This window comes from Paenibacillus sp. W2I17, from assembly GCF_030815985.1.
Taxonomy (GTDB): domain Bacteria; phylum Bacillota; class Bacilli; order Paenibacillales; family Paenibacillaceae; genus Paenibacillus.
Window position 1 is genome coordinate 5,102,138 of the sequence record NZ_JAUSXM010000001.1, and the last position, 26,132, is coordinate 5,128,269.

Here is a 26,132-nt window from a genome sequence, read left to right on the forward strand (position 1 = left end):
TAATCGGGGAGAGGGCGTCGCTGTTTTTTTATTAGAGCCTGAGGCATGCTAGGTCATTTCCACATCATCAGCAACCTGAAGGCAGATCTAGAGTCACTTGGTCGATACAAGTTACGGTGATCTTGGGATTTTGTGCTACAAGTTGGGGGTGTAACACTGTATCCCCTTTTGTTTTGCTTGACTAACGTGTAAACTACAGGGTATGGAGAAGAAGAGCAACGAGTGGATTGCTTTTTAAAAAATTCATTTCATAATCATGATTGATATAAGGAAAACTAGTCTTGATGGCATATACTGATACTAAGGTCATTATGAAATGGACTTATCTAAATGAATATACAGAGGTGTAACGATTGGCAAACTTTGAACAACTGGGCATTCGCCCGGAATGGTGCGAGATCCTGAAACATCAGGGCATCGCCGTGCCGACTCCGGTACAGGAGCGTTCGATTCCGGTACTGCTGGGTGGACGCGATATTATCGCCGAGGCACAGACAGGAACAGGGAAAACGCTGGCATTTTTGCTGCCGATTATTCAGAAAATTAACGTATCGGACCGTTCGCCACAAGCGTTGATTATTGCGCCTACGCGTGAGCTTGCGCTGCAAATTACGGAAGAAGCGAAGAAACTCACGGCAAACGACGATAAACTGCACGTGCTTGCCGTATACGGCGGGCAGGATGTGGACAAGCAACTGCGTAAATTGCAGAACGGTACCCAGATCGTTATTGGTACACCAGGTCGTCTCCTGGATCACCTGCGCCGTGGCACGTTGAAGCTTGATAATGTGAAAAAACTGGTGCTGGATGAAGCCGACCAAATGTTGCACATGGGCTTCCTGGACGATGTGGAAACGATTCTTAGTGAACTGCCACACAAACGTCAGACAATGCTGTTCTCAGCAACGATGCCAAAGGGCATTCGCAACCTGGCGAAGACCTACATGAAAGATCCGGAAGATGTAAAAGTATCTTCCCAATCTGTTATCCCGATCAAACAAATTCGCCAGCAAGTGCTGGAATGTACGGATCGTGGTAAATTAGAAGCACTTCGCGGCATGATTGATACGTATCGCCCATACTTGGCGATTATTTTCTGCCGGACCAAGCGTCGTGCATCCAAGCTGAACCAAGATCTGCGTGAAGCAGGTTATGCAAGTGATGAACTTCATGGGGACCTGTCCCAATCCAAGCGTGAGAACGTAATGAAAGCGTTCCGCGATGCCAAACTGCAGGTGCTCGTTGCTACAGATGTAGCTGCACGTGGACTTGATGTTGAAGGTGTTACGCATGTATTTAACTACGATATGCCGCATGATGCGGAAAGTTATATTCACCGGATTGGTCGTACGGGCCGTGCAGGCGGTACAGGTCTTGCTGTAACGTTTGCAACAGAGCATGACAGACCGGAACTTGCACGTATTGAACAAGGGATCGACCAGAAGCTGTCCCGTATCCAGTGGACAAGCGAAGGACCAATTGCTTCGACTGGAGCAGCTAGACGTTCCATCAACAGTCAAGGGGATGACGAACGTTCAGGCGGACGCTCTTCCGGAACTGGTAGTGCCCGTCGCGGTGCAGGCCGTAACGATCGCAGAGATGGCGGACGTGGGGGGCGTGGTTCGCGCGGCGGCGAAGGTGGACGTAGTGAAGGCGGACGCAGTGGTGGTCGTAGCGGTGGCCGCAGCAGCGACAGCAGTCGCGGAGCAGCAGGTCAAGGTGGACGCGGTGCAGGTCGCAGTGGCGACGAGCGCAGCGCAGGTCGTGGTTCCGCGCGCAGCAGCGACAGCAGTCGCGGTGCAGCGGGCCAAGGCGGACGCGGTGCAACTAGCAGCGGCTGGGCTGGCCGTAGCGCCGACAAGCGCAGCTCCGGGCGCAGCAGTGAAGGCTCTCGCCGTCCGGAATCCGCAGGACGCGGACCGGCGAAGGGCGACCGTCGCGATTCTCGTCGCGGACGGTAAAGCCTTGGCGCAAGCGGCAATATAGCCGCACATGCGCAGGCACCATGCCATGCCACAGTGATTGGCATGGCATATATGAGAGGGTTCGGGTACAGATGTACCGAACCCTCAGATCAAGGGTCGCGACGGAACCACGTCGCGGCCCTTTTTTCACCAGTACAGATGCTCATTTCCGCTTATTCTTTTTGTCATCTGCTAGTACCTGTTTGCGCGCCTGCTTGATCCATGGAAGATGCCATTTAGGTATTCCCCATCTAGTTTTTCTTTCTGTCCGTGTACTGCGTATAGCACTTGGCAGACTTCCATAAAATTCAAAACACCTCATCCTAGACCTAAGGATGGGGTGTTTTTGGATTAATTCTTATATCATTAGAATCATAACCTTCGATCTGTGGTGCTGACGCGCATGCAGGGATGGATGAAATTGCATTCGTCTATATACAGGGAGTGAGTTTGCACTAAACCACGTTTTTCATTCCCAATATATCATCTCTACAGCTGAACATCTGCGTATTGATCCCGATATTTCTCGTTATACACCCGACCTACCGACTCTGCCAATCCCCCTCGTGCCTTGCTCGGATAGCGTTCAATCGTGTGATAGAGCCGCATGAATCGATCCTTGGGCATAAAGCGGGCGTAGCGGGTAATAAGACTAGGGAATAACTCAATATATTTGCTCTTGCGCACGGCAGCAGCAGCTACCGCTGTAAGTATCTGAATTCCATTGTGGAGCTGTAAAATGTTCACTTCATAGGTCGCGATATAACGAATCGCATCTTCACGGATCAAATCCGGCTTAAGTCGTGCGATCTCACCGATATATTCAGCCAGCAGCCGCTCGAAGCTGCGTAACAGCAAGGGCTTGAGCTGCAGATCCATATCACTGCGCAGGACAAAGGATTGTAGCAGCGCAACCTGCTGCAGTCGAATCCGGTCATTGTAGACGAGTGAGCCGATCTCGCGGAGCATCTCATAGGCAAGTGCTTCATCCTGCTTTCGAGCTTCGGCGACCAGAGCCCAGTTGCGGTTAATGCCCTGGCGGATGAGTTCCTCATCCTGTTGCAACGTGCGCTTCAACTCGCGCTGCTGCTCTACCTCGAACGAACGTTTCTGCATGAAGATCAGTAAGGCCAGAAGCAGCAGGGAAACGCTGGCTGCCGCCATGGTCTGATCTATGGTTTCACCAAAATAGGTGGCAGCTGCACCGAACAATATGGTAATGAACAGGTCGCGTGCAATGCGGCGTTTCACACGGGAAGTCGCCTTCGACTGAACGGAGTTCAGGGTACCCCGGCCACAGGCCGTGCACTCCTCTTCCCACAGGCAGGTGTACTGTCCACAACGTGAGCAGACTTGCAACTTTTCATAGGCATAGGTCGTTCGATGAAATGGTCGTATGGATACAACTAGTTTAGTACTCATGCTTAATCACGCTCACCATTCAGAATAGTGTAGAGGGTACGATCCGTGTCTTCGCGGGAGACCGGTTTCCGCCGATGAAGCTGGAGTGCAATTACCTTTATCATGACAAAAAGAAACAATATGGCGAGGCATCCGTATGTAACCATAATCCGTTCCCTTCTATGGCTTGGTGAACAAGCGCTGTTATATTGCAGTTTGCTGGCAATAACTATATCATATTTCCATAGTTGGTACTTTTGTGCCAGTTACAGGCGTGAAATCGTCGATTTTTGTCAGTCATTACAAAACTGTAACTCAAGATAGGGGTGCTTTTCAGAATTTATTAGTAGACTGTTAAGATTTCCTTAAGGCTTGACGCCTATAATAAACTATTCCCATTTTAATCTCAAACGTGAAGGAGTACACCCAATGCTGCGGACACGCAAAATACGCTGGCTCAGTGGAACGATGGTTCTGCTGGCAATTCTAACGCTACTGCTACCTCAAGCGTTGCTGCCACAAGCTGCAGCGGCTCAGGCACAGACGAGCGGAATCGATGCGGTACTTGTAGCCGATGTAAGTAACTCGATGAATACAAGTGACCGTGACAAGATTAGTAATGAAGCCATGAAAATGTTTGTTGATATGCTGCCGGTCCAGGGGGACAAGGTAGGAATTGTTGCATATACCGATCAGGTGGAGCGGGAAAAGGCTATGCTGGAGATTCAGTCCGATGCGGACAAGAGTAGCCTGAAGGATTTTATTGATCAACTCGGCCGAGGCCCATATACCGATGTCTCAGTTGGTGTCGCTGAAGCCGTAAACATACTGAATCATGGTGCAGACCCATCCCACTCGCCGATGATCGTGCTGCTGGCGGATGGTAACAATGACTTTAACAAAACCAAAGGCCGTACACAGGCACAATCCGACGCTGATCTGGCGAAAGCCGTGAAGGAAGCACAGGATCAAGGTATTCCGGTGTATACGATTGGACTGAACGCGGATGGCAAGCTGAACAAGAATGCACTCGCAGACCTGGCTCAGCAGACCGGAGGCAAGTCATTCATTACCGATACGCCGGATGATCTGCCACAGATTCTGAGTGAGATCTTCGCCGATCATGCCAAACTGAATGTGGTGAAACTGCCCTCTGTAACGGGAAACGGCAGTTATCAGGAAGTTAACGTGAATGTACCGAACGATAGTGTATTGGAAGCAAATATTTCGATCATGTCCTCGAAGCCGGTGGAAGTGCAATTGACGGATCCATCCGGACAAGCCGTGGATCTGAACTCGGATGCAGCCAAGCTCTCGACGTCGAAGAGTTATTCACTCGTGAAGCTGTTGAAACCCCAAGAAGGAGACTGGAAACTTCGGGTAAAAGGGGCTCCGAAAGACAACATCGATATCAACCTGTTGTTCAACTACGATCTTCAGCTTGTTGTGGACCAAATTAAGACCAAGTCCTATACCAAAGGGGACAAGGTTGATCTTGCAGCCAAACTGGAGAATGGCGGTCAGCCGCTTCAGGATAATGATCTGTATACAGATATGAAGGCCACGCTGGTTGTGAAAGATGTAGATACAGGTAAAAGCGAGGAACAACCGCTGGAAAACACAGGTTCTGGTTTTGCCGGAACATTTGAAGTACCAGACAATCATAACTATGAATTGGTCATCCGTGCGGAAGAAGACAGCTTCTACCGTGAAAGTGAGCCAATTACGATCAACGCGAGCGGAGCAGCTGGAAGTGGATCTCAACCAACTACGTCAGGCGGTGAACAGGATAAGCCATTTCCTTGGTTACCTGTCATTCTGGGTGTTATAGCTCTGATTGTGGTTGGTGTTGGTGCATGGTTCCTGATGGGCTGGCTGAAACGCAAAAACCGGGGATTTGTCGGCCAGATGGTTGTGGAGATTCGTGATGAGAACACGGGAGACAAGTCATATCCGCAATATAAAAAGCTGGTATCCTTCCGCGGCAGATTCCATCTGCATCAGTTGTTGCAACTGGACCCTGAGCTGAAGGAAACCGAAAAATATGTATTTACGCCCAGCAATGGGGATCGAATTATAATCCGTAACACCGCAGGCGGTACGCTGGAGAAATCCGGTCGTGCAGTTGATGCAAGCTCAGGTGTTGAACTGAAGAACGGTGACCGACTGAGCATCCCGCTGCAACAGGCGGACAAAACCATTTTAATTGAGTATCTGGTGTAAGTTGATTGTTTGGTTTAAAAGGAATGCAAATTTAAGTTGGATATAATTGTTTACACGAGAACGGAGAGGACAGAGAAAACCTGAAGAAGCGAAGCGTTCGCCTTTATCCCCGGATTTTCACCTTTATAAAATAAATCAAAAAATCAGGGGATAACAGCGATCGGAAGGTTGTTCTGTCATCGGAGTGGCAAGTGTAATTATGTTGAAGTTCCGACTGCGTTAACTAAAGGGAGGACATGGAATGAAACCGATTGTTAGAGAACATATTCAGCAACTGGATGTATCACTTGGCGGAGGTATTGTCAGTGAGAAGATCAGAGTTGATACAATTGATAACCCCATTCTGATTATTGGTCTGGGAGGAACGGGAATTGATGCGTTGCTGCGTCTCAAATATCAGATCAACCGTCGTTTCAAGCTGCCACAGGACCCGGTATCCAAGAAAAAAATGGACAAGCCGGACAATGTGGAGTTTCTGGCTTTTGAGACAAACGAACAGGATCGTGCCAAAAAGTATAAAGGAATCGGACTCGATCCGATCAATGAATTCGTTTTGCTGTCCAATGCCGAGATTGGCGGACTTCTGCAGAACCGCAGCGTGCTGGAGCCGTACATTACGGACTGGCTGTCTCCGGAACTGAGCATCACGGACGGCATGAACGGCGCCGCAGGTGTGCGTCAGGCTGGACGTCTGCTCCTGTTCACCAAGATTAATCAGGTGGTACAGGCCATCGACAAAAAGATCAAAACCTTATCCGTAGGCACCAACAAAAAACTGATGGTGTTCCTGCTGACAGGTCTGTCCGGCGGTACAGGCAGCGGCTGTTTCCTCGATATTTCCTATATCGTGCGCGGCATTATCGAGCGAGATCACGGCTCTGCCGGGATTGACCGCGTGAATACGCTGGGCTACCTGTTCACACCAGACGTGAACCTGTCCAACAAAAGCTTGAGCGAACACACTCGCGAATACATTCGTAAGAACGGATATGCTGCGCTCAAAGAGCTGGATTACTGGATGAACGTGGATAGCCGCGGTGAGCGGTTTACACAGAAGTACGGCAATATTTTAACAGTCAACTCACCACTACCGCCATTTAACCTGTGTCACCTGATCTCTGCGACGAATACAGAGGGCAAATTGCTGGAGAACGCCTACGACTACTGCATGAACGTCACGGCCGAGAACATTACCAACTTCATGGCAAGTGAGGAGAAGCAGTCGGGTGAGGAGTTTGCGATCCATGACTATATCAGCAACATTCGCACCAACATTGCACAGATGAATAAGGTGTACCCGGCGAACTATGATTACAACATCATCGGTGCCTCTTCGGCTGTACTGCCAATCGAAGAGATGACCACCTATCTGGCGTATCGAATGTTCGACAAAATGAACACGATGTTCTCCAAAGCACCGAACCAGGAGGATACCGAGAAGTTTGCCCGCAAGCTGGGCATTGATCTCGAAAGTGTGGTCAAGTCCTTTGAAGCGCGCGTGCCAGAGCCGCTGCCTGGTTATCAGAACAGTGAGCGTTTATCCTATGGCAACGTGGTGAAATCACAGGTTGTGAATATGGACACTGAACTGGAACAGAACTTCCTGGCGCGTGCCCGTGAAGAATATATCAAAGCGAAGAAACAACTGCCGGGTGAGATTGCGGGTCAGTTCACTGAACAGATCCGGCGTATGTTTTTGCATCCCGAACAAGGTCCGTTCTATGTCTCCCGTCTGATTTATACGGAAAAAGGTTTCTGTGTACTGAAGATGATTCAGTCGTACATCGAAACCCTGCGTGAGAATGCCTTCCGCATTCCGCGTGATATTGAAGCGGCTCAGGAGCAGTCCGAAGAGAAGCTGGGCGATGCGAAGAGTGCTTTTGTCTCCAAAGAGAAGAAAAAGAATGCTTATATTGAAGCAAAAATTCATGAGTACTGGCTGCATGCCGACGTGGAACGCAACGATCAGATGATCGAGTTCTATGAAGATCTGTATGAGTTGCTGAACCAGGAAAACAGCCGCATTTATAACGTATTTACCGAGACGCTGAACGCCCTTAGCTCGATATTCGCCAAGAACGGTGACCTGCTGACACGCGGCGAAGAACAAGCCGATCACAAAGGCAACAAAACATATTACTGGAACGTCGTAAGTGTACCGGATATCGTCAGTGTGGTGGACGGGCTATTGGATAAACGTGATACAGATGATCTGATCCGTGACTTCTCTCGTGAATTGCTGGAAAACTCCAGCCAGTGGGTGAAAGAAAACGAGATTGATATCGTCAGCTCCATCTCCGACTTCCTGAGTGAGAAATTCGGTGATCTGATTACCCGCTCCATGGAAGATTTCCTGGTGATCAAATACGGTCAGGATGAGTCAGTCGAGAAATTCGTGGAACGTTTCATTGCTGGCAAGTTGGATGATGAGGCTGTTCCGGTGTTCAATCTGAGCAACAGTACAGGCAGTCTGCATTTCCCTTCATGGGGATTTGTATCGGTACCGGCACAGGCACCAGGCATTCTGAAAGGGATTCGCAATTATCAGAACAATGCCGTGGGCAAGTCACATTTTACCGTTAAGGAAAGTGAAGTGCGTAACCGGATTTTCTGGCTGAATACCCGCAACGGGGTACCACTCTTTGTGTATACACCGCTTAAGGTATATGAGGAAAGTTATGAACGTACCATTTTGGACAAAGAAGGCATTGGTCGCCACTTGGTGCAAACGGAGAAAAACAACTGGACCTATCTGCCATCTCCGATTCCGGAGAAATCATGGGGAGATGTGTACGAGAATGCCCGCGTGAAGCAGTATAACGCCCGTGTGCGTAACGAATTCGAGCAGGCGCTTGGATACAACATCGTGACAGCCAAATCCATTGATGAGAATACAAGCAACCGGTATGCGATTGTGACAACAGAAGCGTTTGACCTGTCTGCTAAACTGGGGGCCTACGACATGCGTCTGACGTCCACCACGCCGAACCTGGGCGAAGTGAAGCGGGCGGTGATCGAGCTGAAACGTCTGCAATCCGAAGGGTTGCCACGTGTGGGAGTTAAGGATATTTTCGGCAGTATTAATGAAGATATGGCCAAAGAAAACCTGGTACGCTCTCCGCAGCTGATCGCGCGTGTACGTGAGGAACTGGCGAAGATGAATGCCATCTCGGCCAAAGTCGCGGAACTCGAAGGCATTCTTGCCCAGTACCAGGACGAAGAGCAGTGGTATGATCGCTTCATCGAAGCGTTATATACCGACACCATCGTCAAAAAAGGTGCGCTCTACGTCTATGACCGTGATCCGGAAGAAGACGCATGGGAGCCATTCGCGAACCTGATGAAGAGCCGTAACTTTGCCGAGTATGAAGTGTTTGGTAACTTCCGCGGCCTGGCGGAAAAAGACCGTAGTACACTGCTGCGTAAAGCCTCCCGTCGGGATAATGATCTGACGGCTTCAGAAGATATCACCCCATTGCTGACGAAGCTGGATGATCTGGCTGCGCTGTTCATGGAATCACGTGATCGTCTGGAGTATGAACGAGTAGAACTGGCTAACGGAGAAGACATCTATCAGTTCTACAGAACGATGTCGTCGAAGCTGAACGACATTCGCAGAAGGCTGAAGTAAGATGGCGGCCGGGATGGAGTTGGGCTCGAACAACACCCTGAAGCGTGATCTGGAGAAGTACGCGGTACAGTACGCAACAGAGCAGGAGCACCAAGGCAGCCTGGGTGATGGACGCAGCAGCATCCATTACCCAGCCTTGTTTCTGTTCGTGGGTGATCAGGTTGCACCTGCCGTGTCTGCGGTGAGGGAGATTAACCGGTTGAAATGGGATAATGGAGACGGTGTGGTCTACGTTCAGATTGGGACAGAAGATCAGGAAGCAGATCCGGGTGAAACGAGGAATGATGGCTCATCCTATGACGACGGGCAGGTAACTCTGCACCGCTTGCCACTGTCCACTGGGCAGAAGGAGCGACCGTCCAACACACGGCGTAAGGATGTGCACCGCAGTTTCCATGAATCGGATCAGGCGCTCTACGATCTGAATCGTACGCTTCGGCGGGTCAGTAACCGAATTGCCGAATATGGACGGTTATACTCGTCATTTGATCGGATTTACGTTACGGTGGTAACCAGAGCGGATGATCCGCTGAATGTATTGTTGCCAGAGCTCACCAAGCTGACGGAGACCATTTTGTCCCAAGCCTTCAAGTCGGTGCAGACGGATCTGCATGTATTGGTCAGTGAGATGGAACAGGTGGATTCCTTCGGGTATGCCAGCGCAGCAGGGCTTGCTTTTCTGCGGGAACTGGATTATATGCAATCCTTGGATTACACGTTCAGCGGTAAACTGTTGGTGACGGAAGATGGGATCTCCATTCCGGTTACACATCCTGCATCACCTTTATTCGATCTCGTCTATATATTGTCGGACAAAAATGAGCGTGGAACTGGCGTCCCCGGTGGCTGGATCGAAAATGCCGAGATTATCTGCCGGATCTGCCTGCTGAAGAACCGGAAGCAGGATACGGATCACTCGGGTACCGTCTCAAGCACAGGAGCGAACACGTACAACAATACATCCTTTAAAAACAATATTCGTACCACCTCTGATCAGCACGGTTATGCAAGCGCGGGTTTTGCTGAGATCAGGCGGCCCAACAAACCGATTGCGCTGACGGTGTTATACCACCTGTATCAGTATCTGCTCGCACGTATGCGGCAGGAGCCGGATTGGAGCATCAAGGACAAGCTCGCTTTCTTCGGACTGGATGCGGCCTCGGTGGAACGCAAAGTCGAAGGTCTGCTGCCCGATGAAGATCTGGTTAGTGGCATGAGCGGCATCATGACGCATAACGTTGGTTTCTCTGAGCTGAAGCCGCTCTCCCTACGTGAAGCGGAGAGAGCGTTGTTCGGACAAGGAGCCGAGTCATACTTCCGCGATAACGTAGTCCGACTTGTGGAGGAACGTGTGCGCGAGCGCAGCTCTAGCGGTTCCCTGCGCCGACAGGCCGAACAGTCCCGAGTGCAGCATCCAGAGGTTGGTTATTTCCAATGGGCGGTCTGGAGTGGCAGTGAGCCTGGCAGTGTACGTGAGGCACTGCTCGGACTGATTCGGGATAAATCGATGCAGCTTGAATCCGCACGTGCTCTGCTGGAGCAACGTCAGCAAGAGCGTGTGGAAGATCAGTCCTTCAAACGAGCATTGTTCCGTGATAAGCAGAATGTACGCAATCTGATTGATTGCATGCTGGAGCGGGTGTATATACCGAAGGTGGAATTACTGCGACTGGAAAATGAATTACATCTACTGCGTATCTACGATACGGAGATGGAAGAGCTTCACCGTTTCAGTCGCCACATCACAGCAGCACTTGAAGCGCTGGAACGCACACTGCGAGAGACAGCTGCCCAAAGTATCGCCGCTGCCGATGAATACATCGGGCAGAACGTGATGGAATACTACGGCAAAGTGACAGAAGAGCTAATCACCGAGTTGGAAGCCAAGCGTGGACGGGATGTATGGTTTGAGGACCGTTACATGGGAGACATGAACCGACTCGCAACGGAAGGCGATGATCGGTTGTTGAAACGTCTGATGGAGGTATGTCACTCGTTGCTGCTTACAGCCGAGCCGCTGCAATTGCCATTTGAAGAAGAGCTGTTGCAGCGGGCCAATGTGACGATTGCCTACGGAGACAAAGACGTATTGACCCGGGATGATCTGTTCCGCAGGTTGTACCACACGCTGGAGGATCAGGCCGTCGTAAGGGTGCGGGTCTTCGATTATACACAGGAACATCGGTATGAAGAGAAGTATTTCTTTGGTGACCATCATAGTGCTTTCATGGACTACGCGGCACATGCCGAAGAGACGTCACGCATCTACAAGCTGGGTGTGGTGTACGAAGAACGCAGCAGTGGTGTGGAGAAGCTGAATCTGATGGGCGGTTTTCATCTGGAGGATCTCATGGTGTATCGGAACGGTAAGGTATATTATGATTCCTATACGGAGAATGGCTATGAACTTCACCCCGCAGGTCTGGTGGAGAAGTTGTCGCCCATGCGTTAAGGCGCCGAGGGTGTCATGACACCCTGCTACAATTTTGTATTAACTCAGCCTGCTTACGGCTGGTATGGAAAGGATGCATGTAGACATGCAGCGAAAAATCAATCTTCTCCTGGTCCTGTTCAGCCTGATTGGCGGGGCAGTGGGCTTTGCGGCAGGAGAAATCATGCTGCGTCAATGGCTTGGGGAGATGCCGCGTCTGTTGCTGATGGGATTATACTTTGGCGTACTGGCGCTGAGCGTTGGGTTGTTCTGTTTAATCGCAGAGATGATCTCACCCAAGCTGAATGGTGCTTCATGGAAGCTCCGGTATCTGGGACTGTCGTGGAAATTGCTTGTTCCGGCAACACTGGCTTTATTGTTTGTTGTTGGACTCGCCCTTCAATTGTTGTACCAGATCAATCCAGGCGGTGTGAAGCAAGTGAAAGACATCGTACTGATGATTGATAACTCGGGCAGCATGAGCGAGACAGATCCGGATAACGGACGCTTTGAAGCAGCCAAGACTCTGATCAGCCAAATGGAGAGCGACAAACAGGTAGCTGTCATTACGTTTGATGACCAACCGCAGTTGTTACAGCCGTTTATTGCGCTGGATAGTGAAGCGGCCAAGAATGAGGTTTATGGCAAAATCGATGGCATTGTAACGACTTCGGGCGGCACCAATTTTGATGCCGTGCTGCGGGAAGGCATGGAGCAGATTCAGGGCAAACAGGACCCGAAACGCGGTACCGTCGTCATCTTGTTATCCGATGGCTTCAGTGAAGCAGACACGACCGATATTTTGTCCCAATATAACAACGAACAGATTTCCATTAATACAGTCGGCCTCAGTCTGGTGGACCCATCAGGAACGGATTTGCTGCGTAATATTGCCCAGCAAACGGGTGGCATGTACTATGATGTACCGGATTCCGGTGGTCTGAATCTGGCATTCCAGCAGATCTACGATACGATTGATGAACGGACGCTGGTAACGGAGCGTACAGGCATGATGGAACATAGCGTTTATCTGGCGATTTTCCGTGTAGCAGCCGTGTTACTAATCGGCGTGGCGCTGGGTGTGTCACTCGGACTCGTGTTTGATAATCGTCATCTCGCGCTCAGCTTCGGCATTGGTGGTGCGGTGTCTGGTCTACTGGCAGGGCTTCTGCTGGAATGGGGCCTCGACGGTTCGAACGTGGGTGATACATTTGTACGACTCGGTGCGATGCTCATCTTGTCTGGTGTACTGACCCTCTTCTCCTGGATTGTTCCGATCAAAGAGAACACGCCGCGGAAGAGCAGGGGTCGTCGTGAAGCTGGCGGCGGAACTTCTTCAGCCGAAGGGTTTGGCCAGAGAGCAAGAGATACACGGAGCAAAGGATTCTAACGTCGGGAGGTCAATGGAAATGCGGTTTACGGATGCAGACCCTTCGACACCCTTGATTCGAAAACTGACACTTGCGGTGGACGAAGGACGTTGTACACTTCGCTGGCTCTGGCCGGAACGGGTAGAAGCTGTGTATGTGGAACGGCTAGAGCTGGATATGATGAGCGATGATCGTACTGGGGAAGAGCCTGCACAGGGCAAGCTGAAGCTGTACACGAGAGAGGAATACAAGGCGAGCAATGGTTACACGGATCGGATCACGGGTTTTGGTGCCATCAAGTACACGGTGTATGTGTGTCAGATGGAGGACGACGGGCCTGTGCTGATTCGTCAACGAGACGAGGGCAACATGGTGATTGCAAGCGCAGGGAAGGCGGATATCCGCTTCTCCATTCGCTACAAGAGCGGTTTTTTTCAGAAACGAAAAAGTGTGTTGATCACCGTCACAGCGGAAGTACCTGTTCCAAAGGAAGCACTCTGTTATGTTCGCAAGCAGGGCGGGGTTCCGCTGAACAAGGAAGATGGTACGGTGTATCCTTTTGTGAGTGATTTTGCTCCCGGAAGAAATGAGATGCCGCCCGTTGAAGTTGCCAAGGATGATTATGTGAGATTATTCTTCACGGACGGACCGAAATATGGAGCCGCCTATAGGCTTATATCAGACTAGATAGTTGGACTAGCGATTGGAAGGTTACTCTGTCATCGTAGTGCAAGTGTAAATTGTCTTAGTCTGACTGATCAGGGGAGGGGAGTGGCTATGAGCTTTTTTAGTCGGTTTTTGAAGAGACAACAGCCGGAGGAACGTCCGCTGTTTTACGATATTGTATGCCCTTATTGTTTCAGCAAGTTTTCACCGGAAGAGGTTGTGTTCCGCGCCGCCCATCACCGTGATGATGATGAGGACTACGCACTCGGGGAAGATGCGAAGTTGAATCGGTATCGCGAAAGGTTTGGACTCGATACGGTATTTGATATGGAGGCCGTATTGGCTCCGCATGATGTACCGGAGGAACATCGCATTTATTCCGATAACATCGTGATGGGCCTGAACGATCGGTACGGTGTCGTTACACGTCGCCGGTTGTGCCCGCAGTGTCACAATGAGCTGCCTGTCACGGCAGGTAAAGCACCGAGTAACATCATTTCCATTATTGGTGCATCCCAGGTAGGGAAATCCGTCTACATGACTTCATTAATTCATACATTGCAGCATTATACCGCCGATCATTTTGACGCGGCTTGCATGCCATTGAATGCGGAGATCAGCCGCCGGTTCCGTGCGGATTATGAAGAACCGTTGTTCGAACGTGGCGATCTGCTGGATTCCACGCAGAAGGAGAAGTTGCAGGAGCCGTTTATCTTTCAATTTGTATTCAAGGACGAAGATAAAGCACCGCTGACTCTGGTGTTCTTTGACGTCGCAGGTGAAGGCATGGTGGAGCAGGATTATCTCGGACTTCATGGGCAGCACATCAAGAACTCGGCAGGTATCCTATTCATGGTGGACCCGCTTCAGATTCGTTCGATTCGGGACAAAATCCGCATTAACCTTGGCAATGAGCCGGGAGAGTGGACACCACGATACGATGAGCCACGTGACGTGGTGCTGACGATGTTCGGAGATTTTATTGCGTATCAGGACAAAGCCAAGACCAATATTCCAACAGCCGTTGTGCTCACCAAAAGCGACATGCTGCATTCCCTCAAGGATGAAGAGGGCGATTACATCAAATCTAACAGCAATGTCTTCCGCAACATGGTGCACCGCGATTGGTTCGACTTAACCGAGTTCGAGAATATCGACGGGGAGATCCGGCGTTTTATCGAGAAGGTGGATCGTCCGTTCAAGGGCACGATGGATGTGTACTTCAAGGATACAGCCTATTTCGCAGTCTCTGCGCTGGGCAGCAATCCGGTGGATATGAAATTGCAGGGTGTGGTTAGTCCGATTCGCGTGGATGAACCCTTCTTATGGCTATTGTACAAGCTGAAGTACATTGAGGGGAGAGTGGGATGATGCGTTCTTCCGTAACCCCGCCCATTGAACAACAGTTGTATACCCGAGAGCGGCGCGGGGTGTTTCGCACAACAGAGGGGTTTGATACGGTTGCGGCATCGCCGGGACTGGACCCTTCTTTTATCAAAAAAGTGCTTCACCCCTACTGTGTCTATGACGCTCCAGCGGAGCTCACAGGCCGTAGCGAGAAGGACGAGACGAAGTTTCCGGCTTCCATTCACCTGCTTCATCTGGAGAGTGGAGAGACGATTCTTGGGCAAAATGTGTACCAGTCTGCGGATTTCACCGGGCTGCGCAGTGCCTTTTTTGCACATAATTACGTCTTGTCTCCCGAGCGCTCGGAAGAGCAGATGAAACAAGGCGGCTGGCTGGATGCCGTGTTCGCCACGTCCTATGACATCGAACAAGGTACAGTTCTGCCAGCACTTGCTGAATTGCCTAAATCACCTAGGAGCGGACAGGGTGGGGCGACCGATGCTGGCGTAGGATCACCCACCCAAGTGCTGAGCACCTTGAAAATGAACGAAGTGCTGTTCAAGCGCCTGCTCTATGCGGTAATGCAGTCTATAGCGACACGTAGAAAAGTATACATTGCGCTGGATCTTCCCGCAGAGGAAGTGACCGCAGGGGCCAAAGGATTGCTACGTTTGCTATACACGGCTTTACCATACGCATTCCGGCGGCAGCTGGGATTCATGACGTTTGCCAAGGAGCCACAGGCCAAGAAGGGCATTCACGTCCAGTTTGTAGAGCGAGGAACGTTACGTCCGAAAGACCGCAATACGGAGAAGGATTTCACCTTTGATCTGGTATCCGGCAGAGTGACACATGCGGATGCATCTGTGGCGAAGTTACCTTATGCGGAATTCGCTTGGGCCTTATTGCAGGAACCTGGTGCGGCGGATGCGTTCTATACGTTTGCGGATGAAATGTTGTCCGGCATGGAACCTGGGCGGGAACTTTCCATTGAAGCATATGGCGAACTTGCGGTGTTCTATGGTCTTGAACAAGGCATGGAAGACCTGTATTTGGATAACAAAAGTCATGTCCTGAGTGGCTTGCTGACCTATTTGAAGCCGGATGGTGGATCGCAGCAACGTTCCCGTCTGAACGAGCTGTTCCTGACCTTGCTCAGTAGGGAACTGGACAGTGTGAAGCGTGAGAACGTACCCGAAGAAGACGTCGCAGCTCGCATTGGCGAATATTTCAGTGTTGCCGCGTCCGTGGTGCAATCCCGGATTGTGGACTATTTCATCTACGGTGTAAATAATGCCCGCGCCCAGAAGCGTATGCGTGCTGTGCAGGAATTGTATGCTGTGCTGGATCGGGATCCGCAGCTGAATCGAGCTTTCTTTGATAAAGTGCTGGCCAATGAATCGCTTACCAAGTTGTTGTTCGAGCCTTATCTGGACAATCAGCTGAAACGCACGGAATCAGCAGCGAACGTTGTGGAAGTGATCCGAAGATGGGTTACGTCCCATCCATCTGCGATCCACTACAGCTTCTTGCAGGAGCGGACAGCCAATGAGCTGCGTGAACGGTTATGTTCTGCGCCTAATCCGGTACAATCTGCGAATGAAGCACTCCAGCGGGTTAGCAGACTCGATAGGGTATCTGTGGAAGGTACGTATGATACAGGCATTACGGCACGAATTGGTCAATCTGAAGCTACAGCCCGCCCTAATCGCAAAGGGGGATCTCCGTCTGCCAGTCAAGATCCGGCATATCAGGAGGAGTTAACCCGCCTTGCAGACAAGCTTGCTTATGTTATTAACCTGTTTATGATTCAGGATCTCGATCTGGATCGGGTTAACCGTGAACAGCTATTAAGCATTGATATTTTGCAGCATGGCAATGAGGTTCGGGATTGGGCGGCACGTCAGGGCTCTGATGTATCGGCTCGAACGAACACGATGCTGGCTGCGAGAGTGTGGCTTAGTGGCGAGGAGAATGAAGAAGAGGCATTGGAGGCACTTTCCCTGGCAGAACGCAATGAACTTCAACGCTGGACGCGTCGCTGGCTTGCCGGAGAGCTGCAGGCTCATCCGGGGATCGCGGCATATGAAGCTTTGCCGATGGCTTTTTATCGGGGAGGAAGCGGCAGCAATCGGTTGGATTATCCTGGCCTGATTGAATTCATCCGCACCAATGCAAGTCGTGCTGAAGGGCTGTATCCATTCTTCGAATGGTCAGGTGATCATCGGATGTTTGTCCGGGGTTCCAATGCGCATAAAGGATATGCGGATGCCATCGTGGCGTATTTCAAAGCCCATGACCGTGAAGCTTTCAAGTCGAAGTCAGCTTTCAAACCGTATTATGCGAGAGCAAGCAAGACAATGAAGCCGGTCTATGATCGTGCGAAGACGGAATTGTCCTCTCCACTGGTGCGGATGCTAACGGGTAAAAGGAAAAATCTGTTCGGATTAATCCTCTTGATCCTGGTTCTTGGTATTGCTGGCGGTACATATGCATGGATGAAAGATTCTGTAGAGCCGCCAGCGGCATCCCCTCCATCTACCCAGGAGCCTGTCATACCGGCTGAACCTGAGGTGCAACTCGCGGAGCAGATTGCTTATATGATTCCTGCGAGTGAACAGGAGGGTACGCAATCACCTGCTCAACTGGTGATCCGTTTCAGGAACGATATGGGAAGCACTGAGTTTGAGCAAGGCAAACTTCAATTGACGATGAAGGATGATAGCACTCAGGAGTTGGATACTACAGGCAAGTGGGAGAGTTTTAATCGGAATGAAGAGCCTGATACCCAAGATACCTCCGATGGTGGCTCAGGAAGTACTTCCGAGGGAAGCACGGATAGTTCTTCAGCGGGGAACACAGAGCAGACGGAGGATGGCGATCAGCAGGCCGATCCTTCAACATCGGGTGATTCCACTTCAGATCCTGCTACCGATACAACAATGGATACAGGGACGAATGCATCGTCTAATGCTGCGAGTGGAGACACGGATCAAGGTACGGATGCAGATCAAGCTACTGGTTCCACATCACCTGACACATCTGTATCCAATGAACAGGATGCGGATGCGACCACTCCTGCACAGATGTCTATTGGAGAGGTGGATCGCCTCTATCCGTATGGATTGCAGATCGATCTTCCAGCGAATATGGATGCCGAGAGCATTGTCAGTGTGAAGAGTACGCAGGGCGAGATGACTATAATCCAATTGATGCCGCAGCCTAAGCTCTAAGTTATTTTATATGAACATGTTGCATAGATTCATTAAGTGTCTTTTGATCCAATAATGAAAAAAGCTGACTTCATACCATAACAAATGAGAGTATGTTAGATGACCTTGAACTTTAGATTTCAAGGTCATCTTTTTTTTATTTGATATGGCGGCTGAATAGATTGAACTAACATTTACACAAAAACGGAGAGGGCAGAAATAACCTGAAGAAGTGAAACGTTCGCCTTTATCCCCGGATTTACCCCCTAAAAAGGATAAAAAAATCTGGGGATAACAGCGATCGGAAGGTTGTTCTGTCATCGGAGTGGCCACATTCACAATTCAGACACAAAATTTGCGATTCAAGAGTTTGAAAGACAGTGAGAAGTGATAAAGTGCGCGGAATGAATGAGAAAAGATCTCATGTGTACTTGGGAAAAGAGCGGGATTTCTGCTACAGAAAGACCAAATAAAGCACGAAAAGAGAAGAAAATTTGGTTTTTTATGTTGACAAATGATAATGATTATCAGTATCTTTAGTGTAGAAGATATTTGCGTCGGAAATCACAGAATTACAATTTCGTTTTTGTTGTCATAGCCGGATTACATAACCGGGATAAATGAGAGAGGGATGATCGCATGTTTCGTCTGGAGACGACCAAGCTGGATATCGCTTATGAGGAAAGACTAATTGTAGAGGATCTGAATATTCAGATTCCCCAAGGAAAAATTACAGCACTTGTTGGAGCCAATGGTTCAGGGAAGTCAACCATCCTGAAAACGATGGCACGTATTATGGCTCCAAAAGCAGGTAATGTATTGCTCGACGGGAAGTCCATCCATAAACAGTCCACGCGTGAAGTTGCCAAGCAGCTTGCGATTTTGCCACAGAATCCAACAGCCCCTGAAGGTCTTACCGTTACTGAACTGGTATCGTATGGTCGCTTTCCTTATCAAAAAGGATTTGGATCCATGCGTGCGGAAGATAAACGTATGATTGAATGGGCTATCGAAGTGACAGCCATGACTGAATTCCATGATCGTCCGATTGATCAACTGTCCGGTGGACAGCGTCAACGTGCCTGGATTGCTATGGCACTTGCACAAGAAACAGATATCCTTTTCCTGGACGAGCCGACTACGTTCCTGGATATGGCTCACCAGCTTGAAGTACTGCAACTGTTAGAGCAGCTGAATGCCACAGCTAACCGTACCATTGTTATGGTTGTGCATGACTTGAATCATGCTTCCCGCTACGCACATCACATGATTGGTATCAAAAAAGGTAAAGCCATCGCTCATGGTTCACCTGTGGAAGTTATGAACTCAGATGTACTTCGTGAAGTATTCAACATTGAAGCAGATATCGTGATTGATCCGCGTTCCGGTGTACCGCTCTGCTTGCCTTACGCTCTTGCAGGCGAACGCCAGCAATCGAAGACGCCAGAGCAGCTGGTCATGAACAGTGCGATGGTTCATGCTGGAGGACGGACAGAACCACGTGTTCAAGCGACAGGAAGTTAACGAAATGGGCCATATGTGGTCCTTACATTATAGAATGAAGCCGCTGTGCGCTATCGCAGGCGGCTCTTTTGCATTCATGGGGAATTTGCAACGCATGGGAGCAATGGAATATGGGCAGACCCGGGATTTGGTAATCGCATCGGATCAGGTCTATAATAATAAGACAGGCTGTGAGTTCATTGGTTATGCCAACGTGCTCGCAACAGCCCAAACCAACATATGTCATGGGAGGAATCAGTCATGTCCGTATATTCATATCAGGCGGTAACCACCGCGAACCAAGAAGTCTCACTGGATCTGTATCAAGGTAAGGTATTGGTCATTGCCAATACAGCCAGCAAGTGTGGGCTGACCCCGCAATACGGTGAATTGCAAAAGCTTTATGATCGTTATCGCGATCAAGGCTTGGTTGTACTGGGTTTCCCTTGTAACCAGTTTGGAGGGCAGGAGCCAGGTACAAGTGAGGAAGCGGAATCATTTTGCCAGATTAACTATGGTGTGAATTTCCCGGTGTTTGCCAAGGTAGATGTGAATGGTGAGGACACTCATCCCCTGTTCCAATACCTGAAGGAGCAACAACCTGGCGTAGGTGAAACAAGCGACATCCAATGGAACTTCACCAAGTTCCTTGTTAACCGTGAAGGTGAAGTGGTAGGTCGTGTTGAACCGAAAGAATCTCCGGAGACAATGATTGCAGATATCGAGAAATTGCTCGGTTAATACATGAACGTTTAAGAAGCCTGTCCTTGCATAAGCAAGGATAGGCTTCTTTGATTATTTTATATACGTGGCTTTATTCTCTTCACAGGTAGGAGTTGGCCCCATAGACGCCTCTCTCTTTATGCGCCGATACAGGGATCGCGGAAGCCATTACATAGCATAATCCGATCCAAATCCGGGGACAATGAAATCAATACAATGAGGGGAAAAAGGCTTAAAATACAGGGAATGACCTCCTTCGACAAACTTTTTTTGCTCAACCTATTGCAATGTGAAAAATATCACATTATAATGAGTGTATAAAGTGAAATAAATCACATACACAGTTTCGAACAAGAAGTGAAATGTTTCACAACCATAACAACCCTATATTCAAACTCATTTATATATTTCGAGGAGGAACTCTTAATGAAAATCGCAGTTATCGGATGTACACACGCAGGGACCGCAGCCATCGTAAATACCGCCAAATTATACCCGGATGCTACCATCACCGTGTATGAGCGCAATGACAATATCTCCTTCCTATCTTGTGGCATTGCGCTCTACGTAGGTGGAGTTGTGAAAGACCCTGACGGTTTGTTCTATTCTTCGCCTAATCAACTGGCAGAGCTTGGTGTTGAGACCAAGATGCTTCATGAAGTAACAGCAGTCGATGCCGAGGGTCATACCCTTCAGGCTAAAAACCTGCAAACCGGGGAAGAATTTGAAGATACGTTTGACAAACTGATCGTGACAACGGGTTCATGGCCTGTCGTTCCAAAGCTTGAAGGCATCGAGATGGATAACATTTTACTTTGTAAAAACTACAATCACTCCAACACGATTATTGAAAAAGCCAAAGATGCCAAACGTGTTACTGTTGTAGGTGCAGGATATATCGGCGTAGAGCTGGTGGAAGCTTTCCAAATGAATGGCAAGGAAGTTACCCTGATCGACAGTGTGGACCGTATTTTGAACAAATACCTGGACCCTGAATTCACGGATGCGATCGAAGATACGTTGACTGGACGCGGCATCAAGCTAGCTCTCGGTCAAACGGTACAGAAGTTTACTGGAGAGAATGGCAAAGTGACTAAGGTGATCACGTCCAAAGGAGAGTTTGAAACCGATCTGGTTATTCTGTGCATTGGTTTCCGTCCAAATACAGAGCTGCTCAAAGGCCAAGTGGATATGCTGCCAAACGGCGCAATCATCGTGGATAAATATATGCAAACGAGTCAAAAAGACGTCTTCGCTGCGGGTGACAGCTGTGCTATTCATTACAACCCAACAGGCAAAGCATCTTACATTCCACTGGCAACCAACGCCGTACGGATGGGTACACTTGTAGCCCGCAACCTGGTTCGTCCTACGACACCGTATATGGGTACACAAGGAACATCGGGTATCAAGATTTATGAGCAAAATATCGCGGGTACCGGGATGACGGAAACGTCTGCTGCTGACGAAGGTCTGATTGTTGAATCTGTCGTACTGGAAGACAGCTACCGTCCGGAGTTCATGCCAACGGCTGAGAAACTGTTGCTTAAAGTGGTGTATGAGCAGGCTACTCGTCGGATCGTTGGAGCACAGGTGATGTCTCAGGTTGATCTGACCCAATCGATTAATACGATCTCGGTCTGCATCCAAAACAACATGACCGTAGATGAGCTGGCCTTCATCGACTTTTTCTTCCAGCCACATTACAACAAACCATGGAACTTCCTGAACACGGCGGGTCTGCAAGCACTGCCTCCAATAGAAGTGAAAGCACCAGCAATGGTGTAAGGGAGCAGAATAGATGGTTGAACAGAGAGCATGATAAACGCCATACGAAGATAAGTCATGCTTATGCGTAAATATGAGGTGTAAAATAACTGCCAGGATTACGAAACAAGGCGGATGATTATAAAGGATAAAGAAGACTGGCGATTATATCGTCAGTCTTTTTTGTGATTTTTAGCTACAAAGGGCCTTACTATACTCTTCTGTCATAACTATTCCAAGATACTCTTAAGTATCTTTTTAAACAACATTGTGATAATTTGCACAAAGTTATGTTTAGGACCGAGATACAATTAGGATATGGTATTCAACGCATAACTAATGAATTTCAGATGGTTTTATCCAATGATGAACAATGAAGGAGAGGATGAATGATATGGCAGCAAAAACACCTCTTGAGGTTGCACAATATACGGCGCAAACTGGCATGAAGAAGGCTCAATATCCGGTATCTTCTGTACTGGTGCTCAGTTTTCTGGCAGGGGCTTTTATTGCGCTGGGTTTTCTATTGGATATTCGGGTGATTGCTTCTGCGCCGGCAGAGTGGGGAAGTCTCGTCAATCTGATTGGAGCAGCAGTGTTCCCGGTTGGATTAATCTTGGTACTCATAGGTGGTGGTGAGTTGCTGACGGGAAACATGATGGCCGTTCCACTTGCAACGATTGCACGGAAATTATCCGTGGGTAGCATGCTGAAAAATCTAACCTTAGTGACGATTGGTAATTTTGTTGGAGCTTTGTTTGTCGCGTACGCGTTTGGACATGTGCTGGGTCTGACCGGAGAGGGTGTATATCTGGCGAAAGTAGTGGATATGGCTGGGCATAAGCTGCATGACGGTTTCCTGCAAGCTTTCATCTCTGGCATCGGCTGTAACTGGCTGGTGGCACTTGCCGTGTGGCTATCTTATGCTTCGGATACGATGAGTGGCAAGGTACTGGGCATTTGGTTTCCAACGATGGCATTTGTGGCGATTGGATTCCAGCACGTTGTGGCCAATATGTTCCTCATCCCGGCGGCAATCTTCGAAGGACATTATTCGTGGGGTCAATATGTGATGAATTTCATTCCGGTATGGCTCGGGAATCTGACTGGAGGTGCTCTGTTTGTAGCTGCAGCCTATTGGGTGGTGTACCTGCGCCAAGCTGAGCCGAAAGTGAAACCGGAGGTAGCAACGTCGATCGAACCTATGGAGACGGAGGCTAGAGTGATGTTGAGCAAACAAGCATAGTGGGCACAGCGAGGTATGGATACACGTATATTAGAAGTGAAGACGATTCTGATCTTGCTCGGTTCATGGCGAATATGCTGTGACGGAACAGGGCGGGATCGTTTTTTGTATGGGTTCTTGTTGGAGTTTAACGCAAAATAAATTCGCCATGACAAGGTTCGGGGGAACGAAACCTGTTCATGGCGAATTTCGGGAGTGGTCCATGATATGGCATGAGGAGGAAGTGGGGAAACACTAGCCTAATGCCTTATTTTTAATTTACCCCTGAATTCTGAAGTTGAATCAAACTCAAAAACATTTTTTTGAAAATAATTTAAAGCCGCTATAGCGGCGAATATGAAGTAAAAACATACTGTTCTCTTTACGCGATAACCTCGAAGAAGATATGATAGAGGGATAGCTTTTATAGAGGGGAGCCTTACGATGATCGATCAGGAGAATGGTATATTTGCGGCGGTGTGCCCGCTCGACTGTCCGGACACTTGTGGTCTGTTATTACATAAAGAGAACGGCAAAATTGTGAAGGTGGCAGGCAATCCGGATCATCCGATAACCAAGGGTGCCATCTGTAATAAAGTTAGGAATATGACTGAGCGGGTGTATCACCCCGAGCGTCTACAATATCCGATGAAACGTGTAGGAGCCAAAGGTGAAGGCAAGTTCGAACGAATTAGTTGGGATGAAGCGATTCGCGAGATTACGACCAAATTCACTGCATTGTCCGAAACCTACGGCCCGGAGAGCATCCTGCCCTACAGCTTTTACGGTAACATGGGCATTCTCGGCGTAGACGGTATGGATCGGCGTTTCTTCAATGCGCTAGGTGCGAGTGTACTGGAGCAGACGATCTGTAACTCCGCTGGAAATACCGGCTGGAAATATACGATGGGTGCCAATCGGGGAACGGTGCCGGAAGATACGGAGCATGCAGATCTCATCCTGGTGTGGGGTGGTAATATCGTCAGTACCAATATGCACCAGGTCGTTTTGGCGGAGAAAGCACGCAAGAAAGGCGCCAAGATCGTCGTCATCGACGTTCACCGCAATCGTACCGCACAGTGGGGCGACTGGTTTATTCCGCTGTATCCGGGCACGGACAGTGCACTGGCGCTAGGATTGATGTATGTGTTGTTCGAACGGGGACTAACGGATGAAGCGTTTATGCAAAAGTATACGATAGGTCATGAGGCGCTGCGTGATCATGTCCGTAGTTACACCCCTGAACGTGTTGCACGCATTACTGGCGTACCGGAGGAAACCATTGTGGAGCTGGCCGAACTATACGGCAACGCACAGGCAGCCCATATTCACATCGGCAATGGCCTCCAGCACCATGATAATGGGGGCATGAATGTACGTAGCGTTGCATGTCTGCCCGCCATTACAGGGCAATGGCTGAAGCAAGGCGGCGGTGCCGTTCGCACCAACAGCTACGCGAGCACGAATAGCGACGCGCTGGAGCGTCCGGAACTGCGGCAGAATCCTGAGCCGCGGGTGGTGAACATGAACCGGATTGGTGAAGCGCTGCTGGAAGCGGAGCAGCCGATCCGGGCCATGATGGTCTACTGCAGCAACCCACTGGTGGTGGCACCGGATACTGAACGAGTGGAGCGAGGTTTTGCACGGGAAGATCTATTCACGGTTGTACATGATCTGTTCATGACGGATACGGCGAAATATGCAGATATCATCTTGCCAGCCACATCTTCATTTGAAGCGACGGACCTGTACACCTCTTATTGGCATCAGTACGTTCATCTGCAAGAGCCGGTGATTGCACCGATTGGGGAGAGCAAGAGCAATGTGGAACTGTTCTCACTGCTTGGGCAGGCTATGGGGTACGATTCTGCAATCTTCGGAGAAACACCGGAACAGATGATTGAGGACGCACTTCAGGGCACAGGCAACCCCTACATGAATGGGGTCACGTTGGAAGGACTGAAGGAACATCGATTCGTGAAGCTGGATATGACGCCACATGCTACATATCTGGATCAGCTGCCCACACCTTCAGGCAAAATTGAATTATATTCGGAGACGATGGAACAGAGAGGGCTTCCGCCGCTCCCTACCTATAGTGCTTTGGTTGAAGGATACGATGGGGAGAATCCGGCTGGACCTGCCGATACGTATCCATTGATGTTCCTGTCGCCGCCAAACCATAATTTCCTGAACTCCACCTTTGGTAATTCAGCCAAACATCAGCGTTTGGAAAAGATGCCTCTATTGCAGATACACCCCGAGGACGCCATCCGTAGAAACCTGGAAGATGGAGATGCAGTGGTCGTATGGAATGATCGTGGGCGCATTGAACTTACCGCCAAGGTGAGTGAAGCCATGCTGCCGGGAACAGTGATTAGCCAAGGCTTATGGTGGGATGGTGACGGGAAGAAGCAGCGGGCGAATTCACTGACGTCCAATCGGTTGTCGGACATGGGGAACGGGGCTACCTTCTTCTCGGCCACTGTTGAAGTGAAGCGTCAATGAGTGTGCTTGCAGCGTCAATTTTTTGAGGTAAGATGAAATAAAGGGTCGAACTTGAGCAGGATCTAAAGAGCAATAGATGTAACACTTCCAAAGTCCTTCGCTCTGGCTGGTTATGCCGTCAGGGCAAAGGCTTTTTTGGTATGTTAATACGTTTTTATGGT

The 26,132-nt window shown here is 49.5% G+C and carries 16 protein-coding genes; 14 read left to right on the plus strand and 2 right to left on the minus strand.

Going from position 1 to position 26,132, the window contains the following annotated elements:
- Nucleotides 1–353: 353 nt before the first annotated feature.
- Nucleotides 354–1,961 carry a DEAD/DEAH box helicase gene (locus QF041_RS22895; protein WP_307415804.1) on the plus strand — a complete coding sequence of 536 codons (1,608 nt, stop codon included), beginning with the start codon at nt 354–356 and terminating at the stop codon, nt 1,959–1,961.
- Between the two features lie 492 nt (nt 1,962–2,453).
- Here QF041_RS22895 and QF041_RS22900 read toward each other — a convergent pair whose 3' ends face one another.
- Together QF041_RS22900 and QF041_RS22905 are read right to left on the minus strand one after the other, a co-directional pair.
- On the minus strand, nt 2,454–3,386 hold the full coding sequence (locus QF041_RS22900) for a hypothetical protein (protein WP_076209727.1): 933 nt from the start codon (nt 3,384–3,386) through the stop codon (nt 2,454–2,456).
- Between the two features lie 2 nt (nt 3,387–3,388).
- Nucleotides 3,389–3,532 carry a hypothetical protein gene (locus QF041_RS22905; protein WP_307415805.1) on the minus strand — a complete coding sequence of 48 codons (144 nt, stop codon included), beginning with the start codon at nt 3,530–3,532 and terminating at the stop codon, nt 3,389–3,391.
- A gap of 262 nt (nt 3,533–3,794) precedes the next feature.
- Between QF041_RS22905 and QF041_RS22910 the strand changes: the two genes are divergently transcribed.
- The 13 genes from QF041_RS22910 (at nt 3,795) to QF041_RS22970 (ending at nt 25,971) form a co-directional block, all read left to right on the plus strand.
- The gene (locus QF041_RS22910) at nt 3,795–5,588 is read left to right on the plus strand and encodes a vWA domain-containing protein (RefSeq protein ID WP_307415806.1); all 1,794 of its coding nucleotides are present in this window, start codon (nt 3,795–3,797) and stop codon (nt 5,586–5,588) included.
- Between the two features lie 241 nt (nt 5,589–5,829).
- The gene (locus QF041_RS22915; protein WP_091036105.1) at nt 5,830–9,219 is read left to right on the plus strand and encodes a tubulin-like doman-containing protein; all 3,390 of its coding nucleotides are present in this window, start codon (nt 5,830–5,832) and stop codon (nt 9,217–9,219) included.
- A 1-nt stretch (nt 9,220) separates the two neighbouring features.
- On the plus strand, nt 9,221–11,671 hold the full coding sequence (locus QF041_RS22920) for a transcription initiation factor TFIID (protein WP_307415807.1): 2,451 nt from the start codon (nt 9,221–9,223) through the stop codon (nt 11,669–11,671).
- 85 nt (nt 11,672–11,756) lie between these two features.
- On the plus strand, nt 11,757–13,040 hold the full coding sequence (locus QF041_RS22925) for a vWA domain-containing protein (protein ID WP_307415808.1): 1,284 nt from the start codon (nt 11,757–11,759) through the stop codon (nt 13,038–13,040).
- 19 nt (nt 13,041–13,059) lie between these two features.
- Nucleotides 13,060–13,707, plus strand: coding sequence for a beta-mannanase (locus tag QF041_RS22930; protein WP_307415809.1), 648 nt, complete (start codon nt 13,060–13,062; stop codon nt 13,705–13,707).
- 90 nt (nt 13,708–13,797) lie between these two features.
- Nucleotides 13,798–15,057: a TRAFAC clade GTPase domain-containing protein gene (locus tag QF041_RS22935; protein ID WP_024632789.1), complete on the plus strand. Its 1,260-nt coding sequence runs from the start codon at nt 13,798–13,800 to the stop codon at nt 15,055–15,057.
- Nucleotides 15,054–18,266: a GAP1-N2 domain-containing protein gene (locus QF041_RS22940; protein WP_307415810.1), complete on the plus strand. Its 3,213-nt coding sequence runs from the start codon at nt 15,054–15,056 to the stop codon at nt 18,264–18,266. The genes QF041_RS22935 and QF041_RS22940 overlap by 4 nt, the downstream gene beginning before the upstream one ends.
- 618 nt (nt 18,267–18,884) lie before the next feature.
- Nucleotides 18,885–19,769, plus strand: coding sequence for an ABC transporter ATP-binding protein (locus QF041_RS22945; RefSeq protein ID WP_036667819.1), 885 nt, complete (start codon nt 18,885–18,887; stop codon nt 19,767–19,769).
- Nucleotides 19,770–19,773: 4 nt separating this feature from the next.
- Nucleotides 19,774–20,037 carry a hypothetical protein gene (locus QF041_RS22950; protein WP_307415811.1) on the plus strand — a complete coding sequence of 88 codons (264 nt, stop codon included), beginning with the start codon at nt 19,774–19,776 and terminating at the stop codon, nt 20,035–20,037.
- A complete protein-coding gene (locus QF041_RS22955; RefSeq protein WP_047840764.1) occupies nt 20,010–20,489 on the plus strand; it encodes a glutathione peroxidase in 480 nt (159 codons plus the stop codon). Before QF041_RS22950 ends, QF041_RS22955 begins: the two co-directional genes overlap by 28 nt.
- A gap of 408 nt (nt 20,490–20,897) precedes the next feature.
- Nucleotides 20,898–22,259 (plus strand): FAD-dependent oxidoreductase, encoded by a 1,362-nt coding sequence (locus tag QF041_RS22960; protein ID WP_307415812.1) that lies wholly within the window; start codon nt 20,898–20,900, stop codon nt 22,257–22,259.
- A gap of 373 nt (nt 22,260–22,632) precedes the next feature.
- Nucleotides 22,633–23,484, plus strand: a complete 852-nt coding sequence (locus tag QF041_RS22965; RefSeq protein WP_307415813.1) for a formate/nitrite transporter family protein — start codon at nt 22,633–22,635, stop codon at nt 23,482–23,484.
- Nucleotides 23,485–23,907: 423 nt separating this feature from the next.
- Complete coding sequence (locus QF041_RS22970) at nt 23,908–25,971, plus strand: molybdopterin-containing oxidoreductase family protein (RefSeq protein WP_307415814.1); 2,064 nt, start codon at nt 23,908–23,910, stop codon at nt 25,969–25,971.
- Nucleotides 25,972–26,132: the final 161 nt, after the last annotated feature.

Coding starts and splice junctions, on each gene's coding strand:
- QF041_RS22960 (WP_307415812.1), top strand. CDS start 20,898: ATGAAAATCGCAGTTATCGGATGTACACACGCAGGGACCGCAGCCATC.
- QF041_RS22950 (WP_307415811.1), top strand. CDS start 19,774: ATGGGCCATATGTGGTCCTTACATTATAGAATGAAGCCGCTGTGCGCT.
- QF041_RS22945 (WP_036667819.1), top strand. CDS start 18,885: ATGTTTCGTCTGGAGACGACCAAGCTGGATATCGCTTATGAGGAAAGA.
- QF041_RS22905 (WP_307415805.1), bottom strand. CDS start 3,532: ATGGTTACATACGGATGCCTCGCCATATTGTTTCTTTTTGTCATGATA.
- QF041_RS22910 (WP_307415806.1), top strand. CDS start 3,795: ATGCTGCGGACACGCAAAATACGCTGGCTCAGTGGAACGATGGTTCTG.
- QF041_RS22925 (WP_307415808.1), top strand. CDS start 11,757: ATGCAGCGAAAAATCAATCTTCTCCTGGTCCTGTTCAGCCTGATTGGC.
- QF041_RS22900 (WP_076209727.1), bottom strand. CDS start 3,386: ATGAGTACTAAACTAGTTGTATCCATACGACCATTTCATCGAACGACC.
- QF041_RS22970 (WP_307415814.1), top strand. CDS start 23,908: ATGATCGATCAGGAGAATGGTATATTTGCGGCGGTGTGCCCGCTCGAC.
- QF041_RS22920 (WP_307415807.1), top strand. CDS start 9,221: ATGGCGGCCGGGATGGAGTTGGGCTCGAACAACACCCTGAAGCGTGAT.
- QF041_RS22935 (WP_024632789.1), top strand. CDS start 13,798: ATGAGCTTTTTTAGTCGGTTTTTGAAGAGACAACAGCCGGAGGAACGT.
- QF041_RS22965 (WP_307415813.1), top strand. CDS start 22,633: ATGGCAGCAAAAACACCTCTTGAGGTTGCACAATATACGGCGCAAACT.
- QF041_RS22940 (WP_307415810.1), top strand. CDS start 15,054: ATGATGCGTTCTTCCGTAACCCCGCCCATTGAACAACAGTTGTATACC.
- QF041_RS22955 (WP_047840764.1), top strand. CDS start 20,010: ATGTCCGTATATTCATATCAGGCGGTAACCACCGCGAACCAAGAAGTC.
- QF041_RS22915 (WP_091036105.1), top strand. CDS start 5,830: ATGAAACCGATTGTTAGAGAACATATTCAGCAACTGGATGTATCACTT.
- QF041_RS22930 (WP_307415809.1), top strand. CDS start 13,060: ATGCGGTTTACGGATGCAGACCCTTCGACACCCTTGATTCGAAAACTG.